This is a genomic window from Frigoribacterium endophyticum, from assembly GCF_011759585.1.
Taxonomy (GTDB): domain Bacteria; phylum Actinomycetota; class Actinomycetes; order Actinomycetales; family Microbacteriaceae; genus Frigoribacterium; species Frigoribacterium endophyticum.
In genome coordinates, this window is record NZ_JAAOYV010000002.1 from 1,187,583 (window position 1) to 1,205,340 (window position 17,758).

General features: G+C 66.2%; 24 protein-coding genes. 13 read left to right on the forward strand and 11 right to left on the reverse strand.

All coding sequences use genetic code 11. From position 1 onward, the window contains the following. Positions 1-609, reverse strand: a complete 609-nt coding sequence (locus tag FHR77_RS12950) for a hypothetical protein (RefSeq protein WP_167260810.1) — start codon at positions 607-609, stop codon at positions 1-3. Further along, positions 606-1,151, reverse strand: a complete 546-nt coding sequence (locus FHR77_RS12955) for a sigma-70 family RNA polymerase sigma factor (RefSeq protein ID WP_167260812.1) — start codon at positions 1,149-1,151, stop codon at positions 606-608. The genes FHR77_RS12950 and FHR77_RS12955 overlap by 4 nt, the downstream gene beginning before the upstream one ends. 165 nt (positions 1,152-1,316) lie before the next feature. Between FHR77_RS12955 and FHR77_RS12960 the strand changes: the two genes are divergently transcribed. From FHR77_RS12960 to FHR77_RS12970, 3 genes are all read left to right on the forward strand, one after another. After that, positions 1,317-1,673, forward strand: a complete 357-nt coding sequence (locus FHR77_RS12960; protein WP_167260814.1) for a hypothetical protein — start codon at positions 1,317-1,319, stop codon at positions 1,671-1,673. 164 nt (positions 1,674-1,837) lie between these two features. Beyond that, positions 1,838-2,293 carry a hypothetical protein gene (locus tag FHR77_RS12965; protein WP_167260816.1) on the forward strand — a complete coding sequence of 152 codons (456 nt, stop codon included), beginning with the start codon at positions 1,838-1,840 and terminating at the stop codon, positions 2,291-2,293. A gap of 207 nt (positions 2,294-2,500) precedes the next feature. After that, positions 2,501-2,800: a hypothetical protein gene (locus FHR77_RS12970; protein WP_167260818.1), complete on the forward strand. Its 300-nt coding sequence runs from the start codon at positions 2,501-2,503 to the stop codon at positions 2,798-2,800. Here the strand turns inward: FHR77_RS12970 and FHR77_RS16780 are convergent. From FHR77_RS16780 to FHR77_RS12980, 3 genes are all read right to left on the reverse strand, one after another. Next, positions 2,797-3,126, reverse strand: a complete 330-nt coding sequence (locus FHR77_RS16780) for a DUF7882 family protein (protein WP_481797695.1) — start codon at positions 3,124-3,126, stop codon at positions 2,797-2,799. The two genes, FHR77_RS12970 and FHR77_RS16780, sit on opposite strands and share 4 nt — an antisense overlap. A 653-nt stretch (positions 3,127-3,779) precedes the next feature. Next, positions 3,780-4,118 (reverse strand): DUF2274 domain-containing protein, encoded by a 339-nt coding sequence (locus FHR77_RS12975; RefSeq protein WP_167260820.1) that lies wholly within the window; start codon positions 4,116-4,118, stop codon positions 3,780-3,782. A 77-nt stretch (positions 4,119-4,195) separates the two neighbouring features. After that, entirely contained in the window at positions 4,196-4,597 is a 402-nt protein-coding gene (locus FHR77_RS12980; RefSeq protein WP_167260822.1) for a hypothetical protein, read from the reverse strand. A 663-nt stretch (positions 4,598-5,260) separates the two neighbouring features. Here FHR77_RS12980 and FHR77_RS12985 point away from each other — a divergent pair. After that, positions 5,261-6,355, forward strand: coding sequence for a CHAT domain-containing protein (locus FHR77_RS12985; protein ID WP_167260824.1), 1,095 nt, complete (start codon positions 5,261-5,263; stop codon positions 6,353-6,355). A gap of 30 nt (positions 6,356-6,385) precedes the next feature. Here the strand turns inward: FHR77_RS12985 and FHR77_RS12990 are convergent, their stop codons facing one another. The 3 genes from FHR77_RS12990 to FHR77_RS13000 form a co-directional block, all read right to left on the reverse strand. Beyond that, entirely contained in the window at positions 6,386-6,985 is a 600-nt protein-coding gene (locus FHR77_RS12990) for a hypothetical protein (RefSeq protein WP_152970200.1), read from the reverse strand. A 52-nt stretch (positions 6,986-7,037) separates the two neighbouring features. Continuing rightward, the gene (locus FHR77_RS12995) at positions 7,038-7,685 is read right to left on the reverse strand and encodes a Panacea domain-containing protein (RefSeq protein WP_082059913.1); all 648 of its coding nucleotides are present in this window, start codon (positions 7,683-7,685) and stop codon (positions 7,038-7,040) included. A 107-nt stretch (positions 7,686-7,792) separates the two neighbouring features. Then, the gene (locus FHR77_RS13000; RefSeq protein ID WP_043594596.1) at positions 7,793-8,143 is read right to left on the reverse strand and encodes an ArsR/SmtB family transcription factor; all 351 of its coding nucleotides are present in this window, start codon (positions 8,141-8,143) and stop codon (positions 7,793-7,795) included. 85 nt (positions 8,144-8,228) lie between these two features. Here FHR77_RS13000 and arsB point away from each other — a divergent pair, with 85 nt between their 5' ends. The 5 genes from arsB to FHR77_RS13025 are packed head-to-tail and all read left to right on the forward strand — an operon-like array spanning position 8,229 to position 12,297. Next, positions 8,229-9,314 (forward strand): ACR3 family arsenite efflux transporter, encoded by a 1,086-nt coding sequence (gene arsB, locus FHR77_RS13005; protein WP_055811503.1) that lies wholly within the window; start codon positions 8,229-8,231, stop codon positions 9,312-9,314. 23 nt (positions 9,315-9,337) lie between these two features. Further along, positions 9,338-9,748 carry an arsenate reductase ArsC gene (locus tag FHR77_RS13010; protein WP_055811500.1) on the forward strand — a complete coding sequence of 137 codons (411 nt, stop codon included), beginning with the start codon at positions 9,338-9,340 and terminating at the stop codon, positions 9,746-9,748. A 25-nt stretch (positions 9,749-9,773) separates the two neighbouring features. Beyond that, complete coding sequence (locus FHR77_RS13015) at positions 9,774-10,445, forward strand: arsenate reductase ArsC (protein ID WP_043594591.1); 672 nt, start codon at positions 9,774-9,776, stop codon at positions 10,443-10,445. Continuing rightward, positions 10,442-11,785, forward strand: a complete 1,344-nt coding sequence (locus FHR77_RS13020) for an NAD(P)-binding domain-containing protein (RefSeq protein WP_043594589.1) — start codon at positions 10,442-10,444, stop codon at positions 11,783-11,785. The genes FHR77_RS13015 and FHR77_RS13020 overlap by 4 nt, the downstream gene beginning before the upstream one ends. Then, the gene (locus FHR77_RS13025) at positions 11,782-12,297 is read left to right on the forward strand and encodes a GNAT family N-acetyltransferase (protein ID WP_414655455.1); all 516 of its coding nucleotides are present in this window, start codon (positions 11,782-11,784) and stop codon (positions 12,295-12,297) included. The genes FHR77_RS13020 and FHR77_RS13025 overlap by 4 nt, the downstream gene beginning before the upstream one ends. On the opposite strand, the gene FHR77_RS13030 is transcribed toward FHR77_RS13025, so the two are convergent. Continuing rightward, positions 12,294-12,734 (reverse strand): MerR family transcriptional regulator, encoded by a 441-nt coding sequence (locus FHR77_RS13030; protein ID WP_197073513.1) that lies wholly within the window; start codon positions 12,732-12,734, stop codon positions 12,294-12,296. The genes FHR77_RS13025 and FHR77_RS13030 overlap by 4 nt on opposite strands. 56 nt (positions 12,735-12,790) lie before the next feature. Between FHR77_RS13030 and FHR77_RS13035 the strand changes: the two genes are divergently transcribed. The 3 genes from FHR77_RS13035 to FHR77_RS13045 all read left to right on the forward strand — a co-directional run bounded on the left by FHR77_RS13035 (position 12,791) and on the right by FHR77_RS13045 (position 14,782). Beyond that, positions 12,791-13,786 (forward strand): arsenic resistance protein, encoded by a 996-nt coding sequence (locus FHR77_RS13035; protein ID WP_043594585.1) that lies wholly within the window; start codon positions 12,791-12,793, stop codon positions 13,784-13,786. A gap of 44 nt (positions 13,787-13,830) precedes the next feature. Beyond that, complete coding sequence (locus FHR77_RS13040) at positions 13,831-14,145, forward strand: DsbA family protein (RefSeq protein WP_043594583.1); 315 nt, start codon at positions 13,831-13,833, stop codon at positions 14,143-14,145. Positions 14,146-14,338: 193 nt separating this feature from the next. Further along, positions 14,339-14,782 (forward strand): nucleoside/nucleotide kinase family protein, encoded by a 444-nt coding sequence (locus FHR77_RS13045; protein ID WP_054145818.1) that lies wholly within the window; start codon positions 14,339-14,341, stop codon positions 14,780-14,782. 32 nt (positions 14,783-14,814) lie between these two features. On the opposite strand, the gene FHR77_RS13050 is transcribed toward FHR77_RS13045, so the two are convergent. Next, positions 14,815-15,963, reverse strand: coding sequence for a TDT family transporter (locus tag FHR77_RS13050; protein ID WP_043594582.1), 1,149 nt, complete (start codon positions 15,961-15,963; stop codon positions 14,815-14,817). A 51-nt stretch (positions 15,964-16,014) separates the two neighbouring features. Here FHR77_RS13050 and FHR77_RS13055 point away from each other — a divergent pair, with 51 nt between their 5' ends. Next, positions 16,015-16,941: a LysR family transcriptional regulator gene (locus FHR77_RS13055; RefSeq protein ID WP_167260826.1), complete on the forward strand. Its 927-nt coding sequence runs from the start codon at positions 16,015-16,017 to the stop codon at positions 16,939-16,941. On the opposite strand, the gene FHR77_RS13060 is transcribed toward FHR77_RS13055, so the two are convergent. After that, on the reverse strand, positions 16,942-17,487 hold the full coding sequence (locus FHR77_RS13060; RefSeq protein ID WP_043594580.1) for a uracil-DNA glycosylase family protein: 546 nt from the start codon (positions 17,485-17,487) through the stop codon (positions 16,942-16,944). Positions 17,488-17,758 lie beyond the last annotated feature (271 nt).

Sequence of the window (17,758 nt, forward strand, 5' to 3'; positions counted from 1 at the left end):
TCAGAACGCCTGGTCGTAGAGGCTGCTCAGCTCGGGGCTGTCTTCGCCGGTGAGACCGCACGACTGGATGACGTTCTCCGTCGTCGACACCAGGTACGTGCCCCCGTCCTCGAACACCGGTGCGGCACCGTCGACCGGCACGTCCGAGTCGCCCTGGGAGACGGTGACGGTCTGCTCGACGTCGCCGGTGAAGACGTCGTCGACGCGGAAGGTCACGAGGCCGTCCGCCGTGGAGGTGACCGTGCCCCGGAACGCGAGCGTGGACGACGCCAATGCTTCCGGGGTGACCTCGGCGCACATCGCCGCCGGCCCACCCGCAGCCGGTGCAGAAAGCGCGGTGACCCCGCCTCCGGTGCTTCCCGGCCCGGTGAGGACGACACCGCCGATGATTGCGGCCGCGGCTGCTGCGGAGATGCCGGCGACGGCGAACAGGCGACGCCGGTTCCGGGCCGGGGCGGGAGTGGTGGTGGTGGTGGTCATGGCGGTCTCCTTTAGACGCTCGAGCTGCCAGGCCGGCAGTGGGGTCAGGTCCGAGACCGGGTCCGCGTCGCGCATCCACGCGATGACCTGGTTGTCGTCGTGTTCATCGTGGTGACGGTTGTTGGTCATGACGGGTCTCCTTCCTTCACTGCTGCATGTCCCACACCCGGGGCCATCTTTCGGATCTTGTCGGCGAGTTTCTTCTTCGCCCGGTGCAGCCGGATCGAGACCGCGTTCGGCGTCATCGTCAGCACCCCCGCGATCTCAGACACGGCGAGCTGTTCCCAGACATGCAGCCGCAAGATCTCCGCGTCCAGCTCGCCCAGCTGACCGAGTGCTTGCCGCACAAGGCCCGCCCGCGGGTCCCCGGTGTCGTGTTCGGGGACTGCTTCGGGTGGCGGGTCGACAGTGATGATGCGGGCCACGAGCCGCTCTTGGCGGCGCATCGACCGGAGCGCGTTCTGGAGCTGCAACCGGGCCGCCCCGATCGCGTACGGGATTTCATCCCCCGCCGGGACCTCTGCCCCGCGGCGCCACAGCACGACCAGGACCTCGCTGAGGACATCGTCTGCCGTCGCCTCATCGACCCGCCGGTACAGGTACCTCCGGACCGGCTCGAAGACGACCCCGGCGACGTCGTCAAACCGGGCACGCTCACTTTTCTCTGACACACTCACACCCCTCCATGTCCGGCACCGCCCACTATCTTTCACACCCCAGAAAGCCTGTGAACTAGCCGACGAGACAGGTCATGGGTGAAAGCCGGCGCTGCTCTAGGACATGTGGTGGTGAAAGGCCAGAACCGGCCCCACCACTAAAGTCACGAGGAGCATCCCATGACCACGATCCGTACCCGTCGCAGCATCATCGCCTCCCTCACCCTCGTCGGAGCAGCGACCGCGGCCCTCATCACGGGCGCTGCCGCTCAGGCCGCCACCGAACCCGACACCACCTCCGTCGTCTTCCAGGACACCGGCAGCCACAAGACCGACCCGGCCCTCCGCCAGGATCCCGCGACCGGCTCTTGGTTCTACGACGACGTCGCCGGCGACGCGCCCACCAACGTCCCCGCCGAGGGTGCCGGCGATTCCGCCGACCCGGCCACCGACCCCACCCTCCACCAGGACCCCGCCACCGGCCCCTGGTACTACGCCGACGTCGCCGCCGCCGACGCCGCTGTTGGCCAGATGTGACCCACCCCACAAGAGAAGGCCCGGCTCAGAAATTGAGCCGGGCCTTCTCATGGGCATCGAGCCAGGAGCATCTGCTGAAGGCATACGGCCGGGGCAGTCGCCCAGCAGAATGATTTCGACCGTACGCCGACCCCGAGGCTCGCTGCTGAATATGGCTTGATCGGGTGGTGAAGATTTTCGTACTGAGGGCAGCAGCTGTAGGTGCCTGGTTGCTTGTCGCGGGACCTCTTTTCCAGGGGCTGCTAGAGCTGTGGGACATTGCCCGATCCGGACCCGCGTGGACAGACCGTAAGCGCGTCGATCGAGCACTGTGGCTCGCTCCCCCTGTTCTCTACCTCGTCCAGTTGGCCCGGCTCCGCCGCGTAACAGCAGCCTCCACCGACAAGGTGTCGCCCAATGATTTCTCGAACCGAGCAACTGGATGGTTCGCTGTCTCGGCCGGCGCGCTACTGGTTGCTGTCAAAGAGTCGTGGGACCTCACCGAGGCTTACGAACTTTCCCTCGGCACGTATTGGGTGATCGTGGCGCCGACCTTGACCGCCTGCCAGATGAACGTGACCGTTCGGATGCTTCGCCTGGCACAAGACGTGCAAGAACCCTCAGCAGATCAGGTCGGGTAGCTACCCAAAACGACTAGGCGGGTCGTAAGTTGCCGGCTTCCGATGCGAAACAAAGTCTTGAGCAGGAATCTCGGCAGGGCAAACACCCCAAGCCGCTCCTCCGAACACCCCTCGTCCTCAACGCGTGGCAAAGCGCCCGTGAGAGACGCGTCAAGGCCCCCTGCGAGGGTGCAGACCGAGTCTGGGTAGGCGGCATATCGTGATCTGGTGAACAGTGGAGAAGGCACCATGGAACGGCACACGGTGAACATCGCGGGAACGACTTTTGTCCTCGCTCAGGGCACCAACATCGACACCACGAAAAATGCCGTCGTTCAAGCTGTACGAGCTGGTGGGGATCTTGTCGATCTCGTCGTGTTCGGGAACGAAAAAGTCAGTGCACTGGTGAGCCCAGGGGTAGCGGTGCTGTTCCGGTCACTGACAGTCGACACGGATAACCGGGACACCGGCGATACGGACTTCCCGTTCGCGCACTTCGACTCCTACGACAGCCTCGAAAACCTTTAGACCGGCGATGTGCCAGCGGGGCTGCGGCCGGGCTTTGATGCTTCGGGGACGAGTTTGAGTCCTGCGCCCCCGTTGCTGGAGTGGAGAATGCGGGTCACCCATTCACGGCTGATAGCTGGTTCCCGACTGCCGTCGAACTGAAACACCACCGTTACAGCTGGCGACACCCAGACGCTCAGGCGACCCGAGCCTCTCTCCGGCGACACCGCCCAAGAGAAAAAGAAACCCGTGCCGCTTTCGAGCTTGAGGGCGAAGGCGACCCTGATGTGCGCCAGGGTTCGATCATCGAACTCGAAACCATGCTCACCGACGTACAAGCGGCCCACAGCGTCCCCTTCCCATGCTCACAGACACAGGCTACCGAAGCAGAAGCTAAGCCTTGAGAGAGGTTGACCCAAAGGGGCGCCCGCCGGTAGACGGTCACCTCTGTTACACCAGCGGACGCCCGAAATGCGCCCAAAACACCAGCTAGTTCACCCGTCCCCCACCCGCAGCCGTGTTTAACACTGGGGACGCCCCTTGTGAAGCGATCAGGCGCAAGGGGAGAGGGGCGGGGGACCTCACCACTCCCCCGCCCCTGCTCACCAAATCCGAAAGTTTGACCGTTGCAACGAGGATCAAAGGCGCAGACACGGTGCATGAATGTGCACGCGTGCCCGGAACCTGACGGCAACGCCGTACTGTGCTGGCCATAACCTGGCTGGCCGAAAGTGCCTATATCTACCGCGATGTTCCGGTCGGATCGTCCAGCGGCGTCGGTGGATGGCTGTTGACTCTGGAACCAGAGACCGGCGATCCCACCACTGTCATCCTGCCGACCCGCGATCGCCACCACGATCCCATCCCAGAAGCCGACGGACGTCTAAGAGACGAGGGTTACCGGGCCGTCGAGTGGCGCTCGAGCGGAGCAGAGCGTTGGGCTACGGACCTTGAGGTGCTAGACGGAACGTAAGTCCGTAGTTACTGAACTACGGACGTTTTAGTCGTCGAGCTGTGCGCGAACGCAGCGGGCGATGGCCCCCTGTAGCTCGTGGTTTTCCAGCAGCTCTGCGACGAGGGCGCGGGTGACGTGCACGTGTGCGACGCGGACGCGGCCTTGAGTCTCTGCGAGGGCTGCGGCGTAGTCGATGAGGCCTCGGTAGACCTGGGGAGACAGGTCTGCGGTGATGCGTACGGGCTTGGCTCGAATGACGTTCGGGCGGGGTGCTGGCGTCGCGTCGGCGGCGGGCCCTCCGGGCTGGCTCTGCTCGGGCGTCGTCGACGCGGTTCTCTGCTTCGCGCGGGCAGCTCGTGCTCGCAGCTCTTCCGCTTTGGTCATCGTTCTGCTCCCAGCGTCTCGATCTCGTCGGCGGCGTCGGCGTACTTGCCGAATTGGGTGACCGGGCCACCGAAGGCCTAAGCGATGGGCTCTCGCCGAGGAATGGTCGTCGACAAGACCGTGTGGCCCTCATCGCTCATCAGCTCGCGAAACTTTGACGTGCTGTTGGTGACAGTGCGGTTCATCAGCACGGCGACGACCAGTGGCGTAGCGCGCAGCGACTCCACGTCGTCGATCGCGGCCCACACCCCGGGTAGGCGCTCGTAGTCACCCGTGGTGGGGGCCATGGACTTGATCGCAATGTGGACGATGCGGAGGACTGAAGCGACGATGCCGGCCTGCTCCACGAGCGGAGACTGATCAAAAGCAATGAACCAAACCCAGTTTTTGCCGATACTCATCGGCCAGAATTCGTCACCGGCGAAGGGGGCTGCTGAAGGCAGGTCTGAAGTGCTGAATGTTCGGGGACAGATTGTCACGCCAACATCCCTTATGGCGAGCAACACCGATTGCGCGATATTCCGCTCCGTGCCGAACGCGATACCCGTCGAGTTCGAGATGGAGGCCGGAACCGGAGATCGCGAAGAACCTCGGGTGCGGGGAGCTGACGGCCCTCACACGCTTCAGCTGGGCCGCCACGCTGGCGGTAAGCCCGCCAGTCCGAGGGTGTGAAAGTGGTTGGTCACACTTGGTTACAGCATGTGCGTTACTGCTGCGTTACCGTTGCGCTCTCGCCCGAACGAAAAGAGCCCCGAGACCCTTGCAAATTCAAGGATCTCGAGGCTCTTTTTCTGGCGGGTTGTTTGCACAACCCCTGAATCGCCGCGGAGTCGGGCCTTGGACACCCGACTGAAGCTGAATTTCCCCCGAGCGTCGCTGCGATTTCCCCTGCGGGCTCCCTCAACCTCGTAAGCGCACTGGACTTGCCGTGGCCGCGCCTGCGATCGGGCAAGCCTCCCCACGGCGCCAGATGGTTGACGAGTTGACCTGGGCGGTGGCGGGCCGCCCCGCGGCCCAGTGGGGGATCCTCGAGCATGAGCACCCCATGCGCGGACGCAGGGGGCGCACCGAGGTCACCGCGCCGTGCGGCCTCTCGGACGCTTTCGCGTTCGAGAGTCGGGCCGTTCCCTTAACCTCGTCCCATGAGCAGCTCGACGATTCGGTCTCAACTCGAGCGGAAGCGCGCACAAAAGGCCGATGCCGAGAAGAAGGCGTCGGCAGCGCGAACGAAGGAGAACGCCAAGCGCGCCGATGCAACGAAGGCTCGGGCTGCGGCATCCAAGACGAGCAACGACTCGACGCGAAAGTCACGATCGCGGGACGCGGACAGGTACGAGCAGGACGCCAATACCGCTGGCAAGGACGCCGCCGCTTGGCAGACCAAGGCGAGCAAGTACCTGGTTGAGGAAGTGGCTTTACAAAAGCAGCTGTCAACCGCCGAGAGGTCGGAACAGAAGGCGTCGGAGCGGAAGCGTGAGCAGACCGACACAGCCCTAGAACGGCAACGAGCTCAGCAAGTGACGGCAGCCAGAGCTGAGACGGGCCGTCTGCGCGACGAGACGGCGATGCGCTTCGACGTGCACGAGAGAGCGATAGCCGAACTTCGACAGCCGAAGAAAGAGCGCCTCCGCATCCTCGTCCTCACCTCGTCAGGCCGAGATGACCTCCGTGTCGGACGCGAGCAAAAGCAAATCCAGGATGCAGTTCGGTTCGCGTCTGGTCGCGATCAGGTTCGGCTAGACGTCCGGCCGGCTGCGACGGGTGAGGACCTCTTGAACGGTCTCACGCAGGGCACCCCTCACGTCGTCCACTTCTCCGGCCACGGCAACGAGGACGTCATCGTCTTCGAAGAGGATGTCGACGCCCACAATGACGGCCGCGCGATGTCCGGCCGGCTACTTGGCCGTGCTCTACAAGCTGTCGACGAAACTCCCCTTCTCGTCGTCCTGAATGCGTGCAAGACCGCGGAACAGGCTCGTCGCCTCACAGAAGGCATTGCGGCCTTTGCTATCGGTCATTCCGATTCGATCGGAGATTCTGATGCGATCAACTACGCGGCGCGCTTCTATGCGTCCATCGCGGACGGACAGTCCATCGGCGCTTCGCACGATCTCGCCAAAACAGCTCTCGAGATGATGGGGCTGCCTGATCATGATCTCCCGCAGCTGTATGCCGCTGTGGGCTACAACCCCTACGAAGCTCGCCTTGTGCTGTCCGAACTACCTTCGGATTCTTGAGTCCGACAAAGCCAGAAGGAATGGTGAGGTTCAACGCGGACGGGCGGCGCTAAGACGACGCATAGCTCGCTTCCGCTCTTCAGCCTGGTATTCCAGGATCCACGTGCTGGGCGAAACAACCTGGATCAGGCCTGGGAGTGAAGCGTTGAGGAAGCCGGTGTCACGAGTGATGCACACGCGGTCGACGTAGCCATCATCAGGATCGTCGGCATCCCGGGCGGTTGCGTACACCGTCCCATCTTCATGATCGAGCGGCGGGTCCCCGTAGGCGCTCACGATCTCACCCACCGTGTCACCCTCCGAGCGAATGACGACTTCCCAAACGAGGTCCTCGAGCAAGGTCTGGGCATCGGCGTCTAGCCATCCAAGACCTGGGTTCCCGACGCCCGATGTGGGATGGGCAGCCTTAGATGCGACCATGAGGTTGATGTGGTCGCTCGTCCAGACACTCAGGCTGCGCCCGTCTGCGTGCTGGCCGCCCGCGCAGGCGAGGATGGTCAACACGCTGTCAAGTCCCGGATCCCTACGGTGCGGAACTCCATCGGCTCGCGCCCGGACCCCTGCTGCTTCGAGCCGCTCCCAGGTGAACGGCGCGCCGACGACTCGGGCGGCGTCGAGGTAGACGTTCACGTCCAGGATGACTACAAGGCGTGAAGCCCTAGCTGGCGATCCCGTCCCTGCGTCAGTTGGCACGCCTAACGGGCCGCGAAAGGCGGAATCGTGACTTTGCTGCCTCGTAGGCGGGACCAGATGTCGTAGCAAATTGAGCAGTGCCGAGCGACGGATGCTCAATCGCGGCATGTTCGGAGGCCCGCAACCGCCCAGCCTTGCGAAGCTCCGCTACCCGCCGGTACGCGGCCCAGTCGCTTCCGATCTCCGGCTGAGGCAGTTCAATGTTCAGCGAACCCTCGCGGTAATGCTTGTCCCACACTCGGCCCGGCTCATGGGTCAGTGCCCAGAGCGCGCCCCCAGTCATATCTCCAAAAAGCGACCACACGTCTTCGACGTCATCGATGACTTCCTCACGCAACTCCTCAACGCTGATGGCTGAGGTGTCGATGTGAGCTATTGGCTGATCGTGGTACTCCTTGTACAAGCCGTAGAGAGGCTTGACCACGGGGCCGTTTTTCCAGGCCTGAACCGGCTCTCGGAACGTCGGCGCATGTCGCTCTGACAGCCCCTTGCTCTGAACAAGGAAGACGAGCTTTTGCAGTTGCAGGTTGGTGAGACTTCGACCATCGTGGTTCGCGGCGACGAGCAGACGTGACGCAATCGATGCAGCAGCAACGGTTCGCTCCACGGTCAACCCCCCATTCGTCATGATTCCCATCAACGAGATCAACTCACACTACGCGATGTTGATTCCCTCCAGCTGTAAGCCATGCGGCATCTTGAGTGCATGCGCCAGCCAAGAGACGAGGGAAAACGCAGCAGAACTCAGGCCGTTACAAGGAGCTTGCCGAGGGAATCGAGGGCCCCAGGGACGAGCGCGTAGTACGCCCAGATCCCGCGCTTGTCGCGAGTGAGGATGCCGGCGTCGACGAGCACCTTCAGGTGGTGCGACACAGTCGGCTGGCTGAGCCCGAGAGGTTCGGTGAGGTCACACACGCACGCCTCGGCCCCGTCGTGCGCGGCAACCATCGAGATGAGCCGGAGCCGGGCCGGGTCCGCGATGGCTTTGAGGCTGCGGGCCAGCTTCTCGGCGTTCTCCGCGTCCATCGCCTCGCGGGCCAGCGGTGCGCAGCACGCGGTCACGTCCGTGAGGGGCAGGAGTTCGGCAACGGGCATGTGAACACTCTTCCACACAGATTGACAGTCGTCGATGGGTTGGGGCAGGCTCAACACATCGACACTCATCGATCTACGGAGCTGCATGACGACCACCACCACCGCGCCTGCCCGGCTCGGGACCGCTGACCGCTTCCTCCCCGTGTGGATTCTCGCCGCCATGGGCGTGGGGCTGCTGCTGGCGGTGTTCGTGCCGGCTTTCGGTGAGCTGCTGCACTCGTTCCAGGTGGGGCAGGTGAGCGTCCCGATCGCGGTCGGGCTGCTGGTGATGATGTACCCGGTGCTGGCGAAGGTCCGCTACTCCGACACCCGCGCCATAGCCGGCGACCGACGCCTCCTGGTGTCGTCGTTGGTGATGAACTGGGTCGTCGGCCCTGCTCTGATGTTCGCCCTGGCATGGGTGTTCCTGCCGGATCTGCCGGAGTACCGCACGGGGCTGATCATCGTGGGCCTCGCCCGGTGCATCGCCATGGTGCTGATCTGGAACGACCTCGCCTGCGGCGACCGAGAAGCTGCCGCGTTCCTCGTCGCCCTGAACTCGGTGTTCCAGGTCGTCGCGTTCGCCGGCCTCGGCTGGTTCTACCTCCAGATCCTCCCCGCCTGGCTCGGGCTCCCGGTCACGAGCGCGTCGTTCAGCATCTGGTCGATCACCCTCAGCGTCCTGGTTTTCCTCGGCATCCCCCTCCTCGCCGGCTACCTGTCCCGCCGCATCGGGGAAGCGACCAAGGGACGCACCTGGTACGAGACACGCTTCCTGCCGAAGATCGGCCCCTTCGCCCTCTACGGGCTGCTGTTCACGATCGTGATGCTCTTCGCCCTCCAGGGACAGCAGGTCGTCGACCGACCCCTCGACGTCGTCCGCATCGCCGTCCCGCTGCTGGTGTACTTCGCCGTCACGTTCCTCGTCGCGTTCTTCACCGGACGGGCCATCGGCCTGGCCTACGAGCGGACGGCGACGCTGGCGTTCACAGCCGCGGGGAACAACTTCGAGCTGGCGATCGCGGTCGCGGTCGGCACGTTCGGGGCCACCTCCGGCCAAGCCCTCGCTGGCATCGTCGGCCCCCTGATCGAGGTCCCGGCGCTCGTGGCGCTGGTGTACCTGTCCCTGTGGCTCCGGCCACGCCTGTTCCCCTCCCCCACCCCGGCAGCGCGCATCGCTGAACGGGTCTAACCCCTCACCCGAAGGAACCCGTCATGAGCACCAAGCCCACCGTCCTGTTCGTCTGCGTCCACAACGCCGGCCGCTCCCAGATGGCCGCCGGCTACATGCAGGCCCTGGCCGGCGACCGCGTCGACGTCCTCTCCGCCGGCAGCGAGCCCAAGGACCAGATCAACCCGATCGCGATCCAGGCCATGGCCGAGGAAGGCATCGATATCGCCGGGAACCAGCCCAAGGTCCTCACCACCGAGGCCGTCCGGGACAGCGACGTCGTGATCACGATGGGCTGCGGCGACGCGTGCCCGATCTTCCCCGGCAAGCGCTACGAGGACTGGGAGCTGACCGACCCCGCTGGCCGCGGCATCGAGGACGTCCGCCCCATCCGCGACGACATCAAGGGCCGCATCCAGGCCCTCCTGGCCGAGATCGCACCCGCGACCGCCTAACCCCCTGAGCTGTGAGGAAACGACGATGACGGACCTGACCACGAGGCGCGGCCTGCCGGGCCTTGCCTTCCCCGAGGACGCACTCAAGCGTGCCGCGGGCGACCTCGCCACCCGGTTCGAGGGCATCTTCGGACCGGAGACGATCGAGCGGTACGTGCTCGAGTCCTACACGGCTCTCCTTCGCACAGCGCAAGTCCGGGCGCACCTGACCACCAATGCGACCCGGTTCGCGATCGACCGGCTGACTGCTCTCGGGCAGGCCACCGGGGCGATCGAGCGGACGGTGCCGGAGGTGCTGTTCGTCTGCGAGCAGAACGCCGGCCGGTCCCAGATGGCAGCCGTGTTCACCAACGTCCTCTCCGGCGGTGCCGTCCACGTCCGCTCCGCCGGGTCTATGCCCGCCCGAGACCTCCACCCCGTCGTCGCGGAAGCGATGCGAGAGCTGGGCCTCGACCTTGACGAGGCGTTCCCGAAGCCGCTGACAGACGACGTCGTGCAGGCAGCCGACGTCGTGATCACGATGGGCTGCGGCGACGCGTGCCCGATCTACCCCAGCAAGACCTACCGCGACTGGCACCTCACCGACCCCGCCGGGCTCCCCCTCGAGCAGGTGCGCCTCATCCGCGACGACGTTCGCAAGCTCGTCGAATCGCTCCTGGCCGAACTCGGCATCGAATCGAAGGGTCTCCCCGCATGAGCCTCACCCTCTCTGTCCCGCCCCGCACCGACGCACCGACCCTCGCCGGGCTCCCCGTCGCCGTCATCGGCGCCGGCCCTGTTGGCCTCGCTGCTGCCGCGCAGCTCCTCGAACGCGGCGTCGACGTCGTGATCTACGAAGCCGGCCCGAGTGCCGCGACGGCGGTCCGCGCGTGGGGTCACACGCGCCTGTTCACCCCGTGGGAGCACCTCGTCGACCCGGCCGCCGCACGCCTCCTCGACACCACCGACTGGGAGGCCCCGGCAGCGAAGAAGCTCCCCTACGGTGCCGACTTCGTCCGCGACTACCTCGAACCCCTCGCCGCGACCCCTGAGCTGTCCGGCCGCATCCGGTACGGGCACCGGGTCGCCGCAGTGTCCCGGCAGGGCATGGACCGCACCCGCTCCACCGGGCGGGCCGAGACGCCGTTTCTGCTGCGCCTCGACCACGACGGCGAGGTGCGCGACGAACTCGCCCGCGCCGTCATCGACACCTCAGGCACCTACACGACCCCCAACACCCTCACCTCCTCCGGGGTCGGCCTTTCCCACGGCGACGACGTCGCCGGCAGCATCAGCCACGCCCTGCCCGACGTCCTCGGCCGCGACCGGGAACGGTTCGCTGGCCGGCACACGGTCGTCGTCGGCGCTGGCCACTCGGCGGCGAACACCCTCCTCAAGCTCGCCACCCTCGCCAAGGACGCCCCCGGGACGACGATCACGTGGGCGATCCGCAGCAGCACCCCCGCCCGGGTCTACGGGTCAGCAGCCGACCAGCTCGAAGGCCGTGGTGACCTCGGCAGCGCCGTCCGCGACCTCGTCCGTGCCGGCGCGATCGCCCTGGTCGACCGGTTCGAGGTCGACGACGTCACCAAGACCGCTGACGGCGTGCAGCTCGTCGGGCGTCGCCGCGGTGAGCCCCTGACGGTCGCCGCGGACGTGGTGGTGAACGCGACCGGGTTCCGCCCTGACCTCGACATGCTCCGTGAGATCCGGGTATCCCTGGACGAGATCGTCGAAGCACCTCGGCAGCTCGCACCGCTGATCGACCCAAACCTGCATTCCTGCGGCACGGTCTACCCGCACGGGGTCGCAGAGCTCGGGCACCCGGAGCCGAACTTCTACATCGCCGGCATGAAGTCGTACGGCCGTGCCCCGACGTTCCTGCTGCTCACCGGCTACGAGCAGGTGCGTTCCATCGCGGACGAACTCGCTGGCAATCACGAAGCCGCCCGCCTCGTGCAGCTCGAACTCCCCGAGACGGGTGTCTGCTCGACGAACCTCCCGGACGCCTCCGGGTGCGCCGTCGACGGGCCGGCAGCAGGTGGGTGCTGCTCGTGAGCGTCACCGTCCGGGCCATGGCCCCGGACGACTGGCCCGCCATCGAGCAGATCTACCAGGAGGGTATCGACACCGGTAACGCCACCTTCGAGACCCGCACCCCGACCTGGGACGCGTTCGATGCAGGCAAGCTCGCCGCGCACCGGTTCGTCGCGGTCGACGACACCGCGGGCGCCGTGCTCGGCTGGGTGGCGGCGTCTGCGACGTCGGCCAGGCCAGCGTATGCAGGTGTCGTCGAGCACTCCGTCTACGTCACCGCCGCGGCGCGAGGACGTGGCATTGGATGGGAGTTGCTGAGTGCGTTCCTCGACTCGGTGGATGCTTCGGACATCTGGACCGTTCAGTCGTCGATCTTCCCCGAGAACGGGGCGAGCCTGGCCCTCCACGACAGGGCGGGGTTCCGCCGGATCGGGACGCGGGAACGGATCGCGCGCTCCGAAGCAGGCCCTTATGCCGGCGTGTGGCGCGACACCGTTCTGATCGAACGACGCTCACCCACCGACCCTTCCTAGGCGCTGGTGCGGAAGACGCACTCGGTCGAGCACCGCTCAGACCGGTCAGGGCATTCGGCCAGGTCGTGCTCGGCGCGCGAGAGACGCGATCGGAGCTGGTCGAGGCGGGCCTGCTTCTCCTCGATCTGACGCACCTGCTCGGCCAGGAGCGGCCGTAAGGCTTCGCGGACATCGGTGCAGGACGTCGACTCCATGGTGCTGAGGTGCACGCCGATCTGATCAAGAGGCAGCCCGAGTTCCTTGCTGGCCTCGATCAGGTCGAGCCGACTGAGAACGTCCGGGCTGTAATCCCGGTACCCGTTCAAGGTCCTGGCAGCAGTCAAGAGCCCGATGGACTCGTAGTAGCGGAGCGCCGTGGCGGGGACGCCGCTGCGCTTGCTGACCTCGGAGATTCGCACACCGCGACCATAGAGCCGCCGGTGCCACTTGACCTTCAAGCGGCTCGAACCTCTACGGTCACTGACGTGCCTTCCTCCTCCACACCAGTCCAGCCGTGAACGCGGTCGTCTCCTGGCTCGAACACCGGCAGATAGGCCTCTACCTGGCGGCGATCCTGGCTGCCGGCGTCGTCGGCCTCACCGTGCCGGGAGCAAACCACCTAGAGGCAGCGATCGAGCCCGTGCTCGCGCTCCTGCTGTTCGCGACGTTCCTCGGGGTCCCGTTCGCCGCGATCGGGAAGTCCCTCCGCGACGGACGGTTCCTCGCCGCGGTCGGGGTGCTGAACTTCGCCGTCGTCCCGGTCGTCGCGTACGGGCTGTCCCGGTTTGTTGCGGACGAGCCGGCGCTGCTGTTCGGGGTGCTGCTGGTGCTGCTGACCCCGTGCATCGACTACGTGATCGTGTTCGCCGGCCTTGCTGGCGGCGCGTCGGAACGGCTCCTCGCCGCTGCACCGCTGCTGATGCTGGCGCAGATCCTCCTCCTGCCGCTGTACCTGCTGGTGTTCATCGGCCCCGAGGGCGTCGCCGTGGTCGAGGTCGGCCCCTTCGCCCGGGCCTTCCTTCTCCTGATCGCTGTCCCGCTCACCGCGGCCGCGCTCGTGCAGGCACTCGCCCGGCGACACCGATCCGGTGTCGTGATCGAGCGGACGATGCTGGGCGTGATGGTGCCGCTGATGATGGCGACCCTGTTCACCGTCGTGGCCTCCCAAGCGGGAGCTGTTGGGGACTCCTTGGGGCAGTTGCTCGTGCTGGTGCCGATCTACGCCGGGTTCCTCGTCGTCATGGCGGCGATCGGAATCGGCATTGCTCGCACCTTCCGACTCGACGTGCCAGCAACCCGGGCCCTGGTGTTCAGCGGCGCGACCAGGAACTCGCTCGTGGTCTTGCCGCTCGCGCTGGCCCTGCCGGCGTCACTGTCGCTTGCCCCGGTCGTTGTCGTGACCCAGACGCTCGTCGAACTCATGGGCATGGTGATCTTCGTCCGACTCATCCCCCGCCTCGTGAGCAGTCAAACCACAAAGGCCCATCCCGTCACGAAAACTGGCAAGTAGTCCGAGATAGGCCACCGGCCCTCGCCAGCGTTTAGCGTCGAGAGATGCAAATCACCTTGCAGTACTTCGACGGGTGCCCGAACTGGGAAACCACAGCCGAGCGTCTGGCCGTCATTAAGGCAGATCGGAATGACTTCACCGTGATCGAGCAGCGCGTTGAAACGCAGGCCGACGCAGAAGCGTTGGACTTCCGAGGCTCGCCAACACTGCTCATCGACGGCACCCCGCTCTTCCCGGCCCCGGACGCGCCTCCTGGTTTGGCCTGCCGCGTCTACCTCACTCCCGATGGTCTTGCAGGTTCTCCGTCGCTGGCTCAGCTTCAGGAAGCCATCTCGTCGTTTCAGAGCACGGACCATTAGCGCGTCCACCAGTTCGCAGGTGTCCGATAGACGATCCCCTATCGGGCGCTCCAAGCACGCGCTTCTACAGGGCTGAACGTCGGCGCATGCTCGTGGTTGCATCAGGTTCGCGACCGCTTCGTGCAGCCGCATCAGTCGGCGGCCGCCGACTCCCTTTTCCGTTTCGACGAACGAGTGAGCAGGAGAAAGCATCATGAGCAACACCGTCATCCATGACTTGGTTTCCGAGATGCTGAGTCAGCTTCCGTCCGGTGGAGGCATCGTGGCTGTGGATGGCGATGCTGGCGAGCATCTCTCGGACATGGGCAGTCAGTTAGCTCGGGAGATCAGCGCGAGAGGCCTCACGTCGTCGGTCCGATCATTCACGGGCGCAGACTTCGAGTCTTCACCCGCCGGCACGGACGTGCTGTTGGTCGTCGGCGAAGGCGCGTTGCAGCCTGGCGTCCGGACGCGGTGGAACTGGACTCTGTGGGTCGAAGCCTCCGGGGTGCGTGATCCGGCGAGCAACGACCGCAGTGCGGTGGCGTTCGAGAGCTACCGGTCGCGTGACGAGCCCAAGGGCGCCGCCTCGGCCATCGTCGACGTCAGTGACCCCGAGGCCTATCGCCGTGACTGGAACGACGCCTGTTCGATCTGAGCCACTCCCCCACGCACCCTCGTCGTCCGCGGTCAGGGCAGGGGACGGGGAGGCGCGAGGAGCGTTCCGCGTATGACGCTGCCGTGGAAGGTGCGCACGGCGACCGTGACCCAGGCCCCGACGAGCCCGATGTAGAACACGACCGCCAGTACCTGCAGCGCGACGAGTCCCGTGTGCAGGGCCAGACCGTTCAGGCCTGTCACGCAGGTGCCGACGGGGAAGGTGAACGACCACCAGGTGAGTGAGAACGGGAGCCCCTGGCGGATGGTGCGGCGGGTGATGGCCGATGCCAGTGCCGCCCACATCAGGGCGAATCCCAGAGTGGGCACACCGTAGACGAGCCCGAAGACGAACAGGGCGTGCGAGGTTCCCTGGTCGACGGCGAGGTGGGCGTTGCCACCGAGCAGGTTGGCCGCGGTGATCGACTGCCCCAGGGGGCCGAGGACGATCCAGAGGGTCGGGACCATGCCGGCCGGGCCGATCTTGTGCTGGGCCAGGCGTGACCAGATCAGCGTGATGATCACGATCGACGCCAGCAACGACAACCCGAACATCGCGTAGCACCCCCAGAGCATATTCTGCCTGGCCTGCCCCGCGGGCAGGAAGGGCAGCAGCAGCGCACCGGTCGAGGCAGACACCATCGGGGGAACCACGGGCATGAGCCAGCCGCCGAACGCACTGTCGGGGGCCGTGTCGTGCCGGGTGAACGTCAGGTACGGGACCGCGATCGCGCTGACGAGGCCGAGCACCGTACCGATGGTCCACAACACCCAGTCGATGCCGACCGCCAGGGGCGTACCGAGGACGTCTCTGCCCAAGAGCAGGGTGCCCGCGCCGACGGTCAGCAGCGCCATGGGCGGTGCCCCGTAGAAGTGCGCCATCACCGGATTGAGTCGATGCCCCCGCGCGGTGGCTCGGTAACGCACCCAGTGCATGACGGTCGCCGTGCTGAGAGCGACCAACAACACGCTGGCCAGTGCCCAGACGATGGTCGCGGCAGGGCGCAGCCCCGGGAACTGCAACGGCAGGGTCGCCGCGGCGTTGGCGACGATGCCGGTCCCCATGATCGACGCGAACCAGTTCGGGGTCAGGTTCGACACGATCTGCCCGCGGTGCTCGAGCTGGCGGAACAGACCGTGCGTGCGGGGAGGGGCGACAGTCGGTGTGATCGCGGCAGGCATGCCTCGATCTTCGTACGTGCGTCCGGCTGCCGATACGGGCGGATGCTTGTGGTGTCACAATCGATCCTTGTGACCGGACTCCCTGTTGATCTCGAGACGCTCCGACTGCTGGAGGCGATCTCGAGATCGGGCAGTCTGGGCCGGGCCGCGACATCGGTGGGCATCAGCCAGCAGGCGGCGTCGTCTCGCATCACGGGCGCCGAGCGGCGGCTGGGTCGTACGTTGCTCGTCCGCTCTCGGGCGGGCTCGGCGCTGACCGAGCACGGACTCCTGGTGTGCGAGTGGGGCCGACCCCTGCTCGAGGCGGCGACCACCTTCGAACGATCGCTGCACACCCTGATGACCGGCGCCTCCGACGCTCTCCTCGTCGCGGCGAGTCAGACGGTGTCAGAGGCGCTGATGCCACGCTGGATGACAGCGGCAGCGGATCGTGTCCGGGTACGCCTGGAATCGGGCAACAGCGACTGGGTCGTTGACGAGGTCCGTTCGGGGCGCGCGCACCTCGGGTTCACGGAGACCCCTGATGAGGCCGACGGGCTCGCCACGACCGTCCTGGGTGTCGACGAACTGCTCGTCGTCGTCTCGCCGAGGCACGCATGGGCATCGAAGTCCGAACCCGTGACGGCAGCGGATCTCGCATCCACACCGCTCGTGTCTCGGGAGTCGGGCTCGGGCACCCGCCGGACCCTCGAGCTCGCCCTGGGGATCGACCCTGCCCTGATGGCAGAACCCGCTGCGCAGTTGTCGTCGACGGGCGCCATCCGGGCGGCCATCGCCGGCGGTGTGGGTCCGGGAGTCATCAGCTCGTTGCTGGTCGAGGACGACCTCCGTGCCGGGCGCCTCGTCACCGTCCCGGCAGCCGTCGACCTGAGGCGCCCGTTCCGCGCCGTGTGGTCGGCCGGTCTGAGCGCCGGGGCGCAGGATCTCCTGGCCGTGATCGCCGCGTCGCAGCACAGCCCCGACTCCTCGCCGAGATGATCAGAGAAGCGAAGCGTGCCGTAGGGCCGTGACGGCCCGCAGGTGCTTCTCGCCGGCGCGGGTGGCGTTCGCCGGCGACAGATGGGGTGCCGCGAGCACGGGCACGACCCTCGCACGCGGTTCCAGGGTGAAGTACCTCATCACGCCCGTCAGGGCCGGAGTGCCGAAGGTCACGATCGCCCGCAGCTGCGGCAGAGAAACGAGCAGCTGAGCCAGGGCAGGGCGTGCCTCGTCGAGATCGGTGACGGTCGGCGCCCGACCAAGGGCCCACGGGACGATGTTCCATCGCAGGTAGACGTTCCTGCCCAGACCCGACTCGATCCGTGCTCGCCTGAACGCAGACGCCGTCGGCCCCGGGTTGTCCTCACTGCTGATCGCGTCCTCGCCCTGCTTGATCGTGGCAGGACCGGGTGATTCCATCAGCACGAGAACTGTCGCCGCTGCTCCTCCACCTGATGGGTCGAAGCCCGGCACGAAGCGCGCACGTCCTGGTCCGGAGCTCCGCCATTCCGATACGAGCTGATCGAGGCCCCTGGGCTGCTGCATCCCTAGACGCTACGACGTTAGGGACCGTTTCCGCCCACGCTCACCGACGACACGGAACGACCACGACGGCGTCCTCTCCGAGTGCGCTCGCCCCACAGCAAGTGATCCAGTGGGGGATCGTTAGCCGGACGATCGCCAGCCTCGACCACCCCCTTGGGGCTGCGCGGATCTAACCGTCTCAGATAGGTGGTCCGAGACAGGTTCCGGTGACGGGGCACTATGTGACACTGCCGACATGACATCGTCACCCCTCCCTAGGAGCGCCTGTTCG